The organism is Psychroflexus longus (genome assembly GCF_020164595.1).
GTDB lineage: Bacteria > Bacteroidota > Bacteroidia > Flavobacteriales > Flavobacteriaceae > Psychroflexus > Psychroflexus longus.
On the sequence record NZ_JAIQZE010000001.1, the window covers coordinates 107601 to 125412 of the forward strand.

A 17812-nucleotide genomic window follows, 5' to 3' on the forward strand; every position below is an offset into this window, starting at 1 on the left:
TTTTGAAACCTAATCAATATGTTTTTCCCTGTTTGTTTCATTGCATTCTATACCTTGACAATACTCGTTCCGATATGAGTAAAAGGACAAAAAATAACCATAAAAGGTTGGAAAACTCTTTTCTTTCTTGCTTTGAGTTTGATTTCAAGCCTTCTTTAAAATTTGGTTTAAAAAGCTCCAGATTCATAACCCGGCGGTCAAAAATTTCAGATCCTTTTTCCAGTTCAGGATAAAAGTCTATTAATTTTATGAGTTGCCCACCCAAATGTTGCTCAATACTATTTTCTGAATTTAATGAGGCTGTTAGTACGTATTCATTTTTAAAATCTCCAGCTTCAATTAGTGAATTTGAAAAAATATTTTTTTGGAATTTCAAAACTTTTGCTTCAGTTTTTGGAACAGAATCACCGCTCAACCATACCAATAAATTATTCGATGTCAACTTAAGACTATCCTCTTTTTTAATATTTTGAATTTTAATCGGATGACTCAAATATTTTGATATGGCTAAAAAAGACGCTTTTAAATATTTGCTTTCAGTTTTAAATTTGTCTTCAGAATACATTTTTACTTTTAAAGTATCTTTTTCAATTTCAAGAATTGAATCCCTGCTTTCTGGAGTAATGTTTTGTATCTCTTTTTCAAATTTAAACACCTCAACATCGCTTATTGCTGAAATAATTTCAACCTCATTTTCACTTTTTAGAGTTCCAACTAGATTAGTTTTTGATTCATCGGAATTCAGACTGACCCAATAAATATTTTTGTCAATCTCCGGCCGTTTACCTTTTACACCAGTTAAAAATGCATTTGTAAAAACCACAATACTATCTGTTTTTAAAGACTGCATTTCTCTGGCTAATTGCCAGTAATTAGGAGTTTCTAAATGTTTTGCTTCTGAAAATTTAGAGTCATAAACAGGAAATTCTGAGTGTAAAAATCGTACTTCATATTTCAAAGCTAAACTATCAAAAAGCCTTTTAGATTTTGGAGAATCCAACAACGAAGGTTCAACCAAGTAAGTGATAGGCGTATTTTCAGTTTTGTAATTCCATCTTGGCTCAGACATGATAAAAACCAAGATTGTGATGAGCAGCATTCTGAGTAATAACAGCCAAAGTTCATTCAATTTGATGCTTCTGCTTCTTTTAGAATCTGAATCTTGCAAATATTTAATGCTCCCCACTTTTATAGTTTTTCCTTGCTTTCTGCTCCACAAATGGATTGCCAAAGGAATGCTAAGTCCAAGCAGAGCCCATAAAAATGAAGGATTCAGAAAAACCATATTACATGAAGTTGGTGCGTTTTTTTAGTAACAATTGAAGAGCTTCTCCAATAGGATCATTGAGTCGAAACAGTTGATAGCTTATAGCGTTGGCCAATAGAATATCTTTGGTAGCTTTAATGGAATCTTCAAAAGATTTTAAATAGGCAGAACGCGCTTTTTCTGCATCAAGCTCTAGTTTGGTTCCCGTTTCCAAATCCTCAAATGTGAGAGCGCCTTTGTAATTGAATTCCATTTCATCATTACCTAAAATATGTAGAACAACCACTTCATTTCTGGAAGTTTTCAATCTTGTAATAACATCAGTCAATTCTGAAGCTTCTTCATGTAAATCTGAAATAAAGAAAATAAGTTCCTTTTGACTTCGGTTATGTAATTTCTCAAAAGCTTGTGGATCTTTAGGCCATTTCCCTCTCGATTCAATAGTGATTAATTCTTGTAATAAACGTTTGAAATGCTTTTTTTGAACACGTGGTTGCAAGGCATGTAAGTTGTATTCATTCAAAGCAAATAAACCCACTGCATCGCCTTGAGATTGAGCCAACCAAGCTAAAGAAGCTATTAAAACTCTGGCGAAATCCATTTTAGCTATTCCTCCTTCTTCATGCTGCATAGATTTGCTGGCATCAAGTATAAACTTTACAAAAATATTGGTTTCAATCTCAGATTGCTTGATGAAGTACCTTCCCGACCTTGCCAGCATTTTCCAATCCAAAAGCCGCATATCATCCCCGACTTCATAGCCACGGTACTGGCTAAATTCCATTCCAGAGCCCAAACTTCGGCTATGGTTTAAACCAGACAAATGACCATCTACCACAACTCTGGAAATAAGCGCCAAGCCACTTACTCTGTTAATGATTTCTGGTTTTAGTAATTGCCGGTAGTCTTGCTTCACTTTAATTATTTATTTTGAAGGAAATATAGATTCCAATAATTCCGAAGTTACCTTATCGGATGTAATGTTTTCCGCTTCTGCTTTAAAATTCACAATCACTCTATGACGCAAAACAGGATAAGCGCAATGCTCAAGATCTTTTAAAGTTACAGCCAGTCTTCCCTGAAGTAAAGCTCGGGCTTTGGCTGTTAAAATTAGAGCCTGACCGGCTCTTGGTCCTGCTCCCCAACTTACCCATTCTTTTACAAATTCATTTTTACTGGTTTCTGGTCGAGTTGCACGAATCAATGTATTCACATAAGAAATCAACTCGTCACTGATGGGAACTTCCCGCACTAACTCTTGTAACCTTAGGATTTCTGCACCGGTGAGAACTGGATTTATTTTGTTTTTTTGAGTTCCAGTAGTATATTTTAATATCTGGTTTTCTTCAGCTTCGGTTGGATAACCAATTTTAATATAAAACAGGAAACGATCCTGTTGTGCTTCAGGCAATGGAAACGTGCCTGACTGTTCAATTGGATTTTGTGTGGCCAGAATAAAAAACGGGCGTTCCAGCTTATAAGTTTTACCAGAATAAGTCACTTCAAATTCCTGCATAGCCTCCAGAAGAGCGGCCTGAGTTTTGGGAGGCGTCCTGTTGATTTCATCTGCAAGAATGATGTTTGCGAAAATCGGTCCTTTATTGAATTCGAAAAACTTCTTTCCCGTGGTATGGTCTTCCTCAAGTATTTCTGTTCCAATAATATCTGATGGCATCAAATCTGGTGTAAACTGAATTCTATTAAAATCGAGTGCTATCGCCTCTGAAAGACTACGAATCATAAGTGTTTTTGCTAAGCCAGGTACACCTTCCAAAAGCGCATGGCCTCCAGCCAAAAACGTGATAAGTAACTGGTCTACGGTTTCTTCCTGACCTACAATAACCTTAGCAATTTCTGCTTTAAGGGTTTTGAGTTTTTGAGTAAGTCTTTTGACTTCCTGGTCTAAATCGGCTAGTGGCTGATTCATAGTTTTCTTGGTTTAAGATGTAAGTGCATACATCACGATGTTCACCCCAAATCGGGTATTATCTATTTTGTAAAATCGTTTGTTCCTAAAGTCATAATCCCATTCGCAGCCATAATCTTTGTTGCTGTACAACACTCCTATTCTACCATCTATAACAATGGCTTTTAGGTATTCGTGCACAAGATCATCTCCCCAACCATTCAGCTCCTGGGATGTAGTTGGCGGACCATCTTCAAATTCAAAAAAGACGTTGTACAGCTCATGAGTGTTAGGAATTTTGGATAATTCTGAAGGACCAAAAATATCTTCCATTTGACGCTCAAAGGATTTAGCGAAAAGCCCGTCAATGTCATGATTACAATCATCAGCAAAAACAAAACCCCCGTTATTCACATATTTTTCAAAGTTGGCTTTTTCTTTTGCGGTAAATTGTACCAGTTTATGTCCTGAGATATAGCAAAACGGACATTTGAATACCTCATCACTGCTCAAAGGAACAATATTTTCTACGGTATCCACTTTCAGTGTGGTATACTCTACCAGAGAATTGAGCAAATTGGAAGGCATGCGCTGGTCCACATCCCAATCTCCGGATTCGTATTGAAGTCTTGTAAAGAAAAAGCTGCTCATTACATTATATATTGTTCACCTTTAAAGTTGAAAATAACGGTTATTGAAGGTTCCATCAAAAATAAGTTTTGCGTTTTTGAAACTTAATTTCGTGAAGCTGTTAGTCTTGTTTCGAACTAAAATTACTCTTGAAATTTCAATTCTCTAATTTATAAACAAATAAAAACTTATTTATTACAGTTTATAGAAAATGAAAACTGATTGGAGTGAACTCGTCACACCAATCAGTTTTTGAATATCATTTTTAAGCTATATCGCGTCAGAAAGACTGGTAAACGTGAAGTCTCTGACTTTCATGTAAGGAATCAAATTTCCATTGATTCTTACTTGTTCCCCAAGAGCTTCCAAATTATTCAACATGATAATCGGACTTTCATTGAATCTAAAGTTTTTCACAGGATATCTTATTTTTCCATTTTCGATGTAGAAAGTACCGTCTCTGGTAAGGCCTGTGTACAACAAAGTTTGTGGGTCTACACTCCTGATATACCATAACCTTGTCACCAGAATTCCTCGTTTAGTACTTTTTATAAGTTCTTCGCGTGAAGCGTCTCCCCCTTCCATGATAAAGTTGGAAGGAAAAGGTACAGGATCTACTCCTTTCTCCTTAGCCCAGTACCGGCTGTAAGCCAGATTTTTGACCACTCCATTTTCTATCCACTTCATTTTTTTGAGCGGTAAACCTTCCCCATTCCACGTAGAAGTCGGCACATCGGGATGTAAAGGATCACTCCAAACATTCACACGTTCGTCAACAATTTTTTGTCCCATTTTGGTCCCATCGTCTTTGGACATGAAGCTACGGCCTTCATCGGCTGTACGGGCATTAAACGCTCCAGACATATTTCTAAGCAAGTCTGCAGATGCAGCAGGTTCTAAAATCACTGTATATTTTCCAGGTTCTATGGCTCTCGCTTCACGGGACATTACAGCTTTATCGATCGCCACTTTAGCGGCTTCTTCCGGATTGAATTTACGAACATCATTGAAATCTCTCGAAACCCAACCCGAACCAGTGCCATCGTTGGTTCTCATGGTTACTGTAAATCCTACATCTGTAGATTTGTTGTAAGCGAATAATCCGTTGGAGTTCAGCATAGCACTGAATCCAGATGAATCGTCCAAAAAACCGGCAGCGGTTACATCTTGTTCTGAAGCTGGATTTATACTTTTGGCTGCAACTTCTGCACGAAATTCTGGTTTGATATTCGCTGTCGCTTCCACAAAAGTAATAGAGTCATCATAAGTCTGTGGAGCCAGCGGCGCCATAAATTCAGGATTTTCTGGAGAAAGTTTTGCCAGTTCTTCAGCCCTTTTAACTACGTTTTTTAAAGATTCATCATCAAATTCGTCTACGGTTGCAGTCCCAGATTTTTTCCCATAACTGGCTTCTACGGCGAGGGTTTGATTGGAACGGTGTCCAGATGTCGAAACTGTATTTCGGGCGTAACGAATGTTTCCACTCTCGCTACCTCCCATATTGATTACACAAGCATCTGCAGTAGAAAAGCTCAAGGCTTTTTCCATGATTTGTCTTGCTTCTTCTTTGGTATATATTGCCATTTCTATAATTCTTTTTTAGTTCACCGATTATTAAACACTTCTACCTGTATTGATCACATTGACGCCGTCAAATCTGGAAGTAGAACTTCCATGAGAAACAGCACTTACTTGGGAAGGCTGACCTTTTCCATCGAAGAAAGAACCAAACATGCGGTAGTCGCTTTCATCACAAATTTTGGTACAAGAATTCCAGAATTCCTGTGTATTGGACTGGTAAGCGACATCATCCAGCATCCCCACGATTTCACCGTTCTTGATCTCGTAAAATACAGTTCCTCCAAACTGGAAGTTGTAGCGCTGCTGATCTATTGAGTAAGACCCACGACCTGCGATGTAAATTCCTTTTTCTACATTCTTAATCATGTCATTGATTGAGTATTTTTCTTTACCAGCTTCTAGAGAAACATTTGGCATGCGTTGAAACTGAACATCGTTCCAACTTTGAGCATAGCAGCAACCATGAGATTCTTTTTGATCAATCATATGAACCTGATCCCGAATTGCCTGATAGTTGGTCAACACGCCATTTCTTACCAAATCCCATTTCTTGGTTTTCACCCCTTCATCATCAAACCCCACAGCCCCAAGAGAATGTTTCTGAGTTTTATCTGCAACAAGGTTAACGATGTCACTTCCGTATTTGAAATCTCCAGATTTCCACTTATCTAATGTGGCAAAACTCGTTCCTGCATAATTGGCTTCATAACCAAGTACACGGTCCAGTTCTAAAGGATGACCTACAGACTCATGAATAGTTAAGCCTAAATGGTTAGGTTCTAACACCAAATCGTATTTTCCTGGCTGAACTGACTTAGCCGTAAGCATTTCTTTAGCCTGCTTGGCCGCCAAGGTCGCATCTTCTACGATGTCATAACTATTGCGGTATAGTCTCAGTCCTGAAGGACCTTCCAGTTTCTCAGACTCAAGACCATCCATATATTCATACCCCATGCCCATTGGTGCACTCATGGCTTGACGGGATTTGAATTTTCCTGCTCCACGGTCTATGGCGGTCACACCGAAGGTTGGCCAAATCCTATGAATGTCCTGATCTATATAAGAACCTTCAGTAGAAGCGAAGTACTTTTGTTCATTCACCATAAACAAGGCGGAATTCACAAAATTAGCTCCGTTTTCCATCGCAGCTGCGTTGGCGCTGAGCAATAAATCTACTTTTTCAGACACCGGAACTTTTTTAAAGTCTTTTTTAATCGGAGTTTTCCAGGACACTTCGCCATGTGATTCGACTGGGGCCAGTTGGACAGGATCTTTTTGAATTTTAGAATTCGCCTTGGCGATAGCTACCGCTTGTTGCGTAGCTTTCATGATGCCATCTTCGGTCACGCTATTTGTTGAGGCAAATCCCCAGGTTCCGTTGGCAATCACACGAATACCAATTCCAAAAGACTCAGTATTGACCACATTTTGAACTTTGTCTTCTCTCGTAAACACATACTGGTTGAGATAGCGACCTATCCTGGCATCAGCATAAGTAGATCCCAAAGATCTCGCTGTGTTCAAAGCTACATCTGCAAGTTTCCTTTTGGTTAGGATATCCATGCCAGGCATCAAAAGTGCATCGGCTGTGATGCTACTCCCCATCATCATAGAAGGAACCAACATGGCTGCACCTGCACCCATTCCGCTTAATTGAACAAACTTTCTTCTTTTCATAAAAATCTTCTGTTTTTTGATTGAATGATTTGTTTAACAATTAAGAAAACAACAAAGTTCAAATTACGTCATGTCTTACAAAAAGTTGATTCTATTGCTATAATTCTTAATTAATGCCTAAAATAATATTTTTTACTAAACTTTACTGCTTAATATTGAGTAGAATCTGAATGTTAACAAAAGAACAATTTGGAAGTCCATCCTTATTCTCTTTTAGAAGATTTTGCGCATCCTGAATTTATGCTCTACGATACATTTCTTAATACTTCTGGTTGACCTAAAAAATCCAGCTTGGCAAGATGACTTCTGAAGATTTTTCGGAATATTCAGAATCTGATAAGGATTCTGATGATAAAGTGTCCTGAATGAAAGTCCCAAGCCTGTTGACCATGATTTTGAATTGATCTTGTAAAATTATAATCTAATAAATATTAGAATCTATAAGAAACTCGAGGAAATGATTTTTTTTAGAGTGATTTTCAGAAATAGAATTAAAATACCTAGAAAATTATCCTGAGTAGTCATAAACTTATACTGACCTAAATCCTGTTTATGAATCCAGACGTTCTTAAAACCCTGTCACGAGAAAAATAACACGATAACTAAAAACTATTCAAAACACCAATCCAACGTATCACTTTCAGTTGAATCTACAAACAAAACTAAATTCATTAAACTTACTTATAGCAACGAAGCAATGTATTGTAAATCACCCAATATAGAAGAAACAAAATCAAACTAAACAGCAAAAGAATTTATTAGACAATCACTAATTAGGATTCTTTACTTCTGCTCTAGTTTATCTTTCAAGACACTCCAGACGTTTTCTCTAACGATTTTATAACCTTCGGCGGTGGGATGAATTCCGTCGGGCTGGTTGAGTTCCGGATTGCCTGCAACGCCTTCCAAAAGAAAAGGAATAAGGGCAACATCATTTTTCTCGGCCAGTTCTGGAAAGATATTCTTAAATTCAGAGGTATAATCCTGTCCCATATTTGGAGGAATCTGCATGCCTGCAAGAACGATTTTAGTATCTGGATTTTTGGTTTTTACTGTAATGATGATGTCCTGAAGGTTTTGCCGAGTTTCCTTCAGCGGTATTCCTCGCAGGCCATCGTTAGCGCCCAATTCTAAAACAAAAATATCTACATTTTGTTTCAATACCCAGTCTATCCGGTTTTTTCCACTGGCTGTGGTTTCACCGCTCAATCCGGCATTGACAACTTCATAATCATAGCCGAGGGAATCCAATCTGTTTTGAATTAATGTAGGGAAAGCTTCAGAAGGTTCTAAGCCCATTCCTGCCGTGAGGCTGTTCCCAAAGAAAAGAATAACATCCTTCTCGCTTTCTTTAGTTTCAGTTTCGGTTTTTGCTTCTTCAGAAGTTTTGTTTTCGGGCTGTTTTTCAGTTTTCCCTCCACAGGAAAATAGCATTAGTACTATCATAATTGCGCCAAAGCGCCTTAAGTTTCTCATAACAAAGGGGTTTATAACCAAACTGTTTCTTTATTTTGTTTTCTTTTTAAGAAAGCAATAATTTCAATTACACATGGCAAAGATATTAAACGTTCACCATCTTGAGAAGAGCTATTCTAGCGGTTCCAAGAATTTAAAAGTACTGCAGGACATTAACTTTGAAGTAGAAGAGCAGAAAACTTTTGCTATCGTTGGTCCATCGGGAAGTGGAAAGACAACTTTGCTTGGGCTTTGTGCTGGCCTTGATAGCCCTGACTCTGGTTCTATAAAGTTATGCGGAAGTGAATTGAGTAATCTAGGTGAAGATGAACGCGCACTGCTTAGAAATAAACATATTGGATTTGTGTTTCAGGATTTTCAATTGTTGCCCACCCTAACGGCATTGGAAAATGTAGCTGTTCCCCTGGAACTTCAAGGTGATAAAAAAGCTTTAAAAATAGGTAAGGAATTACTGGAAAAAGTAGGTTTGGGAGACCGTATTCACCATTATCCTTCTCAGCTTTCTGGTGGCGAACAGCAACGTGTGGCTTTGGCGCGTGCTTTTTCCAACAAGCCCTCTATTCTGTTTGCAGATGAACCTACAGGAAATCTAGATGCTGAAACTGGAGAAAAAGTGGAGGAACTGCTTTTTGAACTCAACAGAGAATCTGGGACTACTCTTATCATTGTTACCCACGATATAGAATTGGCCAATAAAACGCAGCATATATTGAGATTGAAAGGAGGGAGAATTGTGGAGAATAATGAAAAGCAGGTATAATGAGTAAATCAAACAACTCAAAACCAGGTTTGAATTGGCTTTTCAAAATGGCCTGGCGAGATGGCAAGTCCAGCGGAAACAAGTTGATTCTTTTTATGGCTTCCATAGTGCTTGGTATAGCTGCAGTAGTATCTATACAATCTTTTGGAGTGACGCTAAAAGACAATATTTCGTCAGAGTCTAAAGCATTAATGGGTGCAGATTTTAAAATTGATAGCGATGATCCTCCAAATGAGCGCGTCTTGCAAATTATGGATTCGCTGGGCGGCCCTAAAGCAGAAGAGATCAAGTTTGCATCGATGGCTGCATTTCCTCAGAATAAGGCGACTAAATTGATGCAGGTAAGAGGAATCAAAGGTGGATTCCCATTTTACGGTCAACTGGAAACAGAGCCTGAAAATGCTGCAACATCTTATCAGAATGAAGGTTCCGCATTGGTAGATGCTACCGTTATGCTTCAATTTGGAGTCCAAGCTGGAGACAGCATCAAGATAGGTAACGTGACTTTACCGATTGCTGGCGCACTCAATTCTGTTCCAGGAAGTACGGTTATTTTCAGTTCTGTAGCACCACCAGTACTTATTCCATATCGTTTTATTGAAGAATCTGGCTTAGTACAGACAGGAAGTAGAATAGATTACGAATTTTATTTTACCGCTGATGCTAATACAGACTTAGAAAAGCTTGATAAAAAATTAGACCCGATTCTTGACGCAGAAGAGGCTGATCTTGATACCCACACCTCAACCAGTGACAGACTTGGTCGTCGCTACGAGAATTTTGGGAAATTCCTAAATCTGGTGGCGTTTATTGCTTTGCTTTTGGGCTGTGTTGGAATAGCTAGCGCTATTCATATTTACATTAAAGAAAAATTACGAGCGGTCGCTGTACTAAAATGCCTGGGAGCCAGCAAAAGGCAAACTTTTTTGATTTATCTCATTCAAGTGGCTTTTATGGGGTTTGTTGGAGGTGTGTTTGGAACAGGCCTTGGACTGCTGCTTCAGCAATTATTTCCTTATCTACTAGAAGGATTATTGCCTGTTGATGTTCAACTTACATTTTCTGTCCAAGTGATCATCATGGGAATTCTACTTGGAATGCTTATGTCAGTCTTATTTGCTCTATATCCTCTAATTGGTACTTTATACATTTCACCATTACAAGCTTTACGCGTCATAAAGGAAAACTCTACTAAATCCAGAAAGGCTATTATTTTGGTTTCAGTGGTCATCTTTCTGTTCATATTTTTATTTTCACTCTGGCTACTGGAGGACTGGAAGTATTCACTTGCCTTTGTGGGTGGGATTTTAGCTACATTTTCAATCTTGGCAGGCATAGCCTATATGTTTATGCGGACTATTAGGAAATATTTTCCGCATAACTGGGGATTTGTAGCCAGACAGAGTTTACAAAATCTCTTCAGACCTCAAAACCAAACCTTAACACTTGTCCTTGCCATTGGCGTTGGAACTTTTTTAATCAGTACACTTTATTTCAGCAAAGATTTATTGCTGGCACAGGCTTCTTTAGAATCTGAGACGGATAGTCCCAATATTATTCTGCTGGACGTACAAAGTAATCAAAGAGAAGATTTAGCAAAAACCATAAACACATTCGATTTACCAGTTTTGAGTGACATTCCGATCGTGACTATGCGTGTGCAAAGCATTGCTGGTAAATCAGTTGCTGAAATCAGAAAAGACTCCACGTCTCAGGTGAACGGATGGGTTTTAAATCATGAATTCCGCACTACCTATCGCGATTCACTTATTGCTTCGGAAACCCTCAAAAGTGGAACCTGGACATCTCAGGCAGAAGACTTGAATCTTGTTCCCGTCTCCGTGAGTGAGAATTTTGCTGAAGATGCAAAAGTCAAAGTTGGCGATCGTTTGGTCTTCAATATTCAAGGCGTTTTACAAGATGCGGTTGTGGGAAGTATCAGAAAGGTGGACTGGTCTAGAATGCAGCTTAATTTCTCACTTGTTTTCCCAGAAGGCCTTTTGGAAAAAGCTCCTCAATTTCATGTCTTAACCACCAAAGTGCCTGGCGATGAAAAATCTGCTGTTTTACAACAAGAATTAGTAAAAAAATACCCCAACGTATCCATTATTGATTTAAGGCAGATCCTCAACGTCATAGAAACGCTGCTTGGTAAAATTTCCTGGATTATCAATTTTATGGCTTTCTTTAGTATTATGATTGGCATAATTGTGCTTTTGGGTGCGATACGAACCAGCAAATATCAACGCATCAAGGAAAGTGTGTTATTGAGAACACTCGGAGCCAAAGGCCGTCAAATCATAAACATTAATGCCTTAGAATATTTGTATTTAGGAATCCTTGGAGGATTATCTGGTGTTGTCTTATCTCTTATCAGCAGCCAATTATTGGCCTGGCTGGTATTTGAATCTCCATTTGTTCCGTCACTTATCCCGGTTTTGGTCATCTTCCCTGGAATTGTTCTACTTGTCCTTGTCATAGGACTTAGCAACAGTCTAAGCGTCATCAATAAACCGCCATTGGAAGTTTTGAGGAAGGAAGTTTCATAGTATATACGCCTTAAGGATTCTAATTATACATGATTGATTACAAGTTGTTAAGAATTGAACGAATTTTATCTGAGGATAGACATGCAACTCTCTGTAAGGTTTCTTCTGAATTTTATAAAATCAATTAAAAACGACTTATATTGAATTTATTTTTTCTGCCATTCTGGAGAAAAGTAAGTGGTTCTTCCTCCGACTTTGATTTTTTCAATTTCGGCACCGGTATAGTAACAAGTCTCCCCTTCTTTTCTGAAATGCATCAGGAAATCTTTTGGAAAGTCTCGATAGTGTGCATCATTCGCAATAGCCACTTCGATTACTTTTTTCATAGCATCAAATACCGATTCAATTTCTTCAGGTGTCATGTTATCTACTCTTCTGGTGGGATGAATTTTAGATTGGTAAAGAATCTCATCTGCCATCCAATTACCAACTCCTGCAGCAACACTCTGATCCATGATGATTTTTTTTATATCCGTTTTGCGAGCGCTTAAAGAAGACTTAAAATCCCCTAAAGATAAATCTCTGGCATCATCACTCAGCTTATGTTTCTCCTTAAAGTTTGCAATGGAATCGGTGAGATCCCACCAGCCAAATTTTCGTTTATTTTCAAAAGCAAAATGATAACCATTGTCAAAAGATAACTGAATATGACCAAATTTTGGTCGGTCGTCCTCACTCTTGTAATAATTTGGTCGACCGGTCATACCAAAATGAATCACCAGGACTTTCTCGCCTGTGGTTTCAACGAATAAATATTTGCCGATGCGGTGAGTCGATTTAAACTCATAGTTCAGTAAATGTTTTTCAAATTCAGTTTTAGGTTGCTTAAATAATCTTGTATCTCTGCAGTCCAGCTCAACAATACGCTGATGCAACGAGGTACTATCTATATAAGTTTTATATCCGTGTACTTCTGGTAATTCAGGCATATTTTTTTATTTAAAGTTAAGAAAAAGAGTGTTTCAATTGTGGTGAAATTAGTCAAGGAAAATAATTTTTAAATCTTAATTTGGATCAAAGCAAGCAATTGACACTCTTAACATCAATATAGTTAAGAAAGTTAAAAGCCTTAAATCTTAAAGTAAACTTTAAAACAGTATTGAGAGTTTCAACTGTTATAAAGGTAAACCTAGATCGTTTTAATTTTTTCCAATTTAATTTTAAACTGAAAAGGGATCGAAACCAATGTAGATCATTGTGCCTATAATTGCCGTGATGAAGAGGTAATATAAAAAAGCAGGAAGAGCATTGGTTCGTATCATTTTACCTTCTGCTCCAAGACAGCCAACTGTTGCAGCAACAGCTACTATATTGTTAATACAAATCATATTACCAATACCAGCACCTATACCCTGCATGGACAAAATTAATAATTCTGGAAAGCCTAAAATGGAGGCGGTTTCATATTGGAAAGACATAAATAATATATTGGATACCGTTGCGGAACCGGACATAAATGTGCCTAACATACCTATAAGTGTCGAGAAAAACGGATAAGAATTACCCGACAAATCTGCAGTGGCCAATGCCATTTCTGTAAGCATGCTTTCCATGCCACTAGCATTATTTCCAGAGTTGAGCATTAGCTGTACTAAACCTACACCAGCAAGTAAAGCAATAGCAGCTCCACTAACTTGTTTAAAGGTTAGCTTCCAGGATTTTTTTATTTCTGGCAAAGGCATTTTATGATGCCATTGGGTAAATAGAGCTACTAGAATAAAAGGAATAGTTCCGGGTAAATACGCCCATTTCAAAACGTAATCCAAACCATCGATGCCCGCAACATTATTTAAAGTTAGTTGCTGATTAGCCAAAAAATCTTTGAGACCAAAGGAAGGGATTCTGGTGACGACAAGAATGATAGCTATAAGCATATATGGAGACCATGCTTTAAGTAAAGACATTTCAGCTTGGCCAGTATCTCCGGTATCACTATTGGATTTCCAGATTTTCGGCCATTTGCTTTCCTCAGGAAAATTCCAGGGTTGTTTTGGGACTAAAAAACCCTTTTTAGCAGCAACCACTACTATAATCATCCCTATAAAAGCTCCGACTAAAGATGGTAATTCTGGTCCAAAAAAATAGCCGATCACGGCATAAGGGATCATAAAAGCAAACCCCGCGAATAAGGCAAAAGGCAGAGCCTGTAAAGCCGGCTTAAACGATTTTTCTTTTCCAAAAAGTTTAGTCAAAATAGCTATGGCTAGTATTGGAATAAAAATTCCTGCGACAGCATTGGGCAGTGCAATTGATTTTGTGAGAGCCATCATGAATGTTTCCGGATCTACTCCAGAAGCTTCTATGTTTGCTTCTAATGTGCTCATCCCTCCAAAAATTGGTGTACCAACTGCTCCAAAAGGAACGGGAACTGTATTGAAAATGAGAGCTACTAAAGCTGCTGCCAAAGGCGGAAAACCTAACCCCACCAGTAATGGTCCTGCCAATGCTGCAGGAGTACCAAACCCCGCCGCACCTTCTATAAACCCACCAAACATAAAACCAATAATTATGGCTTGTACACGTCTGTCTGTGGTAATTCCGTTAAAACCGTTATTTATGGTCGCCATGGCGCCGGAAAGCTTTAGCGTATTTAAAATTAGAATAGCGCCAAAGATGATCACCAAAATATCAAAGGCTTTCAGAAATCCGAAAAGCGTGTAGCCGAAAACATTTTGAACATTCATTTCCCATTGAAAGAATGCAATGAGTATAGCGGAAAGAAGGGCTAAAGGAAGAGCTTTTTTAGCACCCCAATTGAAGCCTACCATTAAAACTATAGTCAATAAAATCGGAAAGAAGGCCAATAATGCGTTCATTGATAAAAATTAAGATTGGTTAGGATATACGATATGACATCCTAAAATTATCATTAATTTATATTTTCTGTAAATTAAATCAGTGTTTAAATGAATTAAATGACTGACTTCTTAAACCACATTGATTAAAGTCTCCTTTTGTGCTTTCATTTTTCCTATTGAAACCGCCTGAAGTCCATTTTCTTTGAGCAACTGTTCAACCTTCAAATGTTCACCTTCTTCAACAGAAATTAGCAGACCTCCACTCGTTTGTGGATCGCAAAGAATTTCTTTGTAGCGCTCGTCTTTTAAACTGGTATGATGCCCGTAACTTTTCCAATTTCTATAGGTTCCCCCAGGTATGCATCCTTGTTCAATATATTTATGTACTTCATCAAATACAGGAACTTTATCAAATTGTACTTCTGCAGATAAGTGACTTCCCTCACACATTTCAACCAGGTGTCCCAAAAGTCCAAAGCCGGTAACGTCTGTCATCGCTTTTACACCCTCGATTTTTCCGAGTTCAAAACCGATAGAATTCAGTGTGGTCATGGATTTGGCTGCGATGTCTATATCTTTTTCATCAATTTTCCCTTGTTTGCCAGCTGTAGATAATATTCCAACGCCCAAAGGTTTGGTGAGATAAAGTTTACAGCCTTGAGTGGCTGAATCATTTCGCTTAAGGTGCTTTAGATTTATTTTTCCGGTAACCGCCAATCCAAAAATGGGCTCAGGACTGTCAATGCTATGTCCGCCTACCAGTGGACTTCCCACTCTTGAGCATACGTCACGACCGCCAGCTAATACTTCTCTGGCAACTTCCGCAGAAAGTTTATCGATCGGCCAGCCAAAAATTGCAATTGACATGATAGGCTGTCCACCCATAGCAAAAATATCACTTATGGCGTTGGTTGCTGCAATTTGTCCAAAGGTAAAAGGATCGTCGACTATGGGCATGAAAAAATCTGTAGTAGTGATAATACCAGTGCCATCTCCCATATCGTAAACGGCAGCATCATCGCGTGTACTGTTTCCTACAATAATATTTTTATCCAATACTTGTGGCTGATCGGTATGCAGCATCTCCGATAACAAAGCAGGTGATATTTTGCAGCCACATCCAGCTCCGTGACTATATGCGGTCAGTTTGATGTTTTCCATTTCTTTCATATGTTTTAGTATATCTAGTGCATTTTGATGATGATTCGTTGAAGCTAGTTTGAGTTTTCTTATTCTGGAAGTCATTTTTTTTTGAATTCCAAGTAAATAGTATTTGTCGTAATAATTGAGCGTCATCAACGCCACATTATAATAATCTTTGCAAGCTAAAAAATCTAAGGCTTGTTGTGTTCTAAGTCCTCCCAGACGCTTCTTTATTCTTAGGATTCCATCCTTCAAAAACTCATCTCCACAATCTGCATACCCATTCACCAGATGTTTGGCGCGTTCTTCTTTGGGTATTTCCAAAAATAATACCTCAGCCTTATGCATTTGATGAAATAATGAGGCTGGTAAAATCACTTTACCAATATTCTGACTTTCATCCTCCAGCCAAATGATTCTCTTTAAATCTAATTTAGAAAACTGGTACTGCAAATTGTTTTCAAATTGCTCTACACTTGGCTGTTCTCCTTGGCCAATACCCCCAAAAGCAGAGCCTTTGTGATTCGCAAAGCCTTCTAAATCTATGACCTGTTCGCCTTGTTTCTGTAATTCGTGAAGGATTTCAGTTTTCCCACTCCCCGTATAACCACCAATAATCTTTAGAGGAAAAGACGTTTTAAAATAATCAAGAACAAAGTTTCTAAAAGCTTTGTAACCGCCTTCTATCACTTTTACTTCATCGAACCCGTTAGCCATTAAATGTTCTGCAAAAGATTGACTTCGCATCCCTCCTCTCCAACAATGAATAATTACAGAACCTTTTGAAGCTACTTTTTTTGCTTCCTGGATATAAGTTTGAAGTTTAGGATTAACATAAGTGTAGCCTAACTCAATAGCTGCTTCTTTGGATTGCTGCTTATAAACAGTTCCTACATGTACCCTCTCTTCATTACTGAATAAAGGAATATTGTATGAATTTGGAATATGACCCTTTTCATGTTCTGAGGGAGAACGGACGTCAATAATCGGCAATTGAAGGTCTAAAGCTGCTTGTATGTTTATGAAATTAACCATACACAAACATAGAGTTTATTAATAGTCCTTTAAATTATGAATGGAAGTTTTCACTTTAGTTTATTAATTGAATGCTAACTAATAATTCAATAATAGTTTTAAGGAAAACGTAGGCTGTCTAAAATATTTTAAAAAATGTATAAACTTTGATTTGAAAGGCCTGCTGATGAATATTGAATAAGGGCTTTAAAATATTTTCATAAAATATAATAAATGACTTGTTGGTCCACGCAGTCAGTTCTATATTGGAAATGAGTTAGATTATTTTTACTAAAAATATTTAATAATGAATTGAAATCATTACAGATAGTCGGATTATGAATAATAGTGACCGCAAATTTTTAATTAATGAATAAAGTAAATTTACCCTCTACCCAAGTTGAAAATTTCATCTACTGCCTTGAAGCCGTTCAAGATGCAGACACTACTCGATCCACTGAGGTAGTAAAAATCCTGGAAGATATGGCGTTAACTCAAGATATAAGCAGTATTTACAAAGCTTGTGATACCATGGAAGGACTTGAGGAAAGTTTAAGTTATTTGTTGTATGATGACCATAACTTCAAAGATTATGAAATCATCTACTTGGTCCTGCCGGGTGATTCCAATACTATTTTGATTAATGATTACCACTATAGCATTGAAGAGATAGCAGAACTTTTTGAAGGCAAAATGAAAGGGAAAGTCATACATTTTTCCAACAAAAAAGTTTTGGATCTTACCGATGAAGAGTCTCAGTATTTCCTTGATGTGACTGGCGCGAGAGCCATATCGGGATACGGATTTCAATCTGAAAGCATGTCGAGTGCATTTACAATCGACAGGGCCTTTTTCAGCTTGTTTTATGAAAATGATGACCTTAGAGATGTCGTAGAAATAATGTTCCAAAAGCATTATAAACTCTGTAAACTGCTTGACTTTAGGTTGTATTATTAATAAACCCTTAATGCCTATTAAGATTTTATTTACTCTTTGGTATAATAGATTTCA

General features: G+C 37.7%; 13 protein-coding genes and 1 pseudogene. 3 read left to right on the forward strand and 11 right to left on the reverse strand.

Annotated elements, in window-relative coordinates; genetic code table 11:
• Positions 1-37: 37 nt before the first annotated feature.
• The 7 genes from LB452_RS00510 to LB452_RS00540 all read right to left on the reverse strand — a co-directional run bounded on the left by LB452_RS00510 (position 38) and on the right by LB452_RS00540 (position 8537).
• The gene (locus LB452_RS00510; RefSeq protein WP_224459773.1) at positions 38-1285 is read right to left on the reverse strand and encodes a BatA domain-containing protein; all 1248 of its coding nucleotides are present in this window, start codon (positions 1283-1285) and stop codon (positions 38-40) included.
• Between the two features lies 1 nt (position 1286).
• The gene (locus LB452_RS00515) at positions 1287-2183 is read right to left on the reverse strand and encodes a DUF58 domain-containing protein (RefSeq protein ID WP_224459774.1); all 897 of its coding nucleotides are present in this window, start codon (positions 2181-2183) and stop codon (positions 1287-1289) included.
• A gap of 9 nt (positions 2184-2192) precedes the next feature.
• Entirely contained in the window at positions 2193-3194 is a 1002-nt protein-coding gene (locus tag LB452_RS00520) for an AAA family ATPase (protein WP_224459775.1), read from the reverse strand.
• Between the two features lie 12 nt (positions 3195-3206).
• Positions 3207-3824, reverse strand: a complete 618-nt coding sequence (locus tag LB452_RS00525; RefSeq protein WP_224459776.1) for a DUF4159 domain-containing protein — start codon at positions 3822-3824, stop codon at positions 3207-3209.
• A 249-nt stretch (positions 3825-4073) separates the two neighbouring features.
• Positions 4074-5387 (reverse strand): TldD/PmbA family protein, encoded by a 1314-nt coding sequence (locus LB452_RS00530; RefSeq protein ID WP_224459777.1) that lies wholly within the window; start codon positions 5385-5387, stop codon positions 4074-4076.
• A gap of 30 nt (positions 5388-5417) precedes the next feature.
• A complete protein-coding gene (locus LB452_RS00535; RefSeq protein WP_224459778.1) occupies positions 5418-7061 on the reverse strand; it encodes a TldD/PmbA family protein in 1644 nt (547 codons plus the stop codon).
• Positions 7062-7844: 783 nt separating this feature from the next.
• Positions 7845-8537 (reverse strand): arylesterase, encoded by a 693-nt coding sequence (locus LB452_RS00540; RefSeq protein WP_224459779.1) that lies wholly within the window; start codon positions 8535-8537, stop codon positions 7845-7847.
• A gap of 73 nt (positions 8538-8610) precedes the next feature.
• Here LB452_RS00540 and LB452_RS00545 point away from each other — a divergent pair, with 73 nt between their 5' ends.
• Both LB452_RS00545 and LB452_RS00550 read left to right on the forward strand, forming a co-directional pair.
• Positions 8611-9297 (forward strand): ABC transporter ATP-binding protein, encoded by a 687-nt coding sequence (locus LB452_RS00545; protein WP_224459780.1) that lies wholly within the window; start codon positions 8611-8613, stop codon positions 9295-9297.
• The gene (locus LB452_RS00550) at positions 9297-11846 is read left to right on the forward strand and encodes an ABC transporter permease (protein WP_224459781.1); all 2550 of its coding nucleotides are present in this window, start codon (positions 9297-9299) and stop codon (positions 11844-11846) included. Before LB452_RS00545 ends, LB452_RS00550 begins: the two co-directional genes overlap by 1 nt.
• A 146-nt stretch (positions 11847-11992) precedes the next feature.
• Here the strand turns inward: LB452_RS00550 and LB452_RS00555 are convergent, their stop codons facing one another.
• From LB452_RS00555 to mnmH, 4 genes and pseudogenes are all read right to left on the reverse strand, one after another.
• The gene (locus LB452_RS00555; protein WP_224459782.1) at positions 11993-12775 is read right to left on the reverse strand and encodes an Fpg/Nei family DNA glycosylase; all 783 of its coding nucleotides are present in this window, start codon (positions 12773-12775) and stop codon (positions 11993-11995) included.
• 231 nt (positions 12776-13006) lie between these two features.
• Entirely contained in the window at positions 13007-14662 is a 1656-nt protein-coding gene (locus LB452_RS00560; RefSeq protein ID WP_224459783.1) for an L-lactate permease, read from the reverse strand.
• A 111-nt stretch (positions 14663-14773) separates the two neighbouring features.
• Positions 14774-15805, reverse strand: a complete 1032-nt coding sequence (gene selD, locus LB452_RS13510; protein WP_262902948.1) for a selenide, water dikinase SelD — start codon at positions 15803-15805, stop codon at positions 14774-14776.
• 21 nt (positions 15806-15826) lie between these two features.
• Positions 15827-16822 (reverse strand): annotated as a pseudogene (gene mnmH / locus LB452_RS13515) (tRNA 2-selenouridine(34) synthase MnmH); the annotation flags it as partial.
• Positions 16823-17170: 348 nt separating this feature from the next.
• Here mnmH and LB452_RS00570 point away from each other — a divergent pair.
• A complete protein-coding gene (locus LB452_RS00570) occupies positions 17171-17758 on the forward strand; it encodes a DUF6642 family protein (protein WP_224459785.1) in 588 nt (195 codons plus the stop codon).
• Positions 17759-17812: the final 54 nt, after the last annotated feature.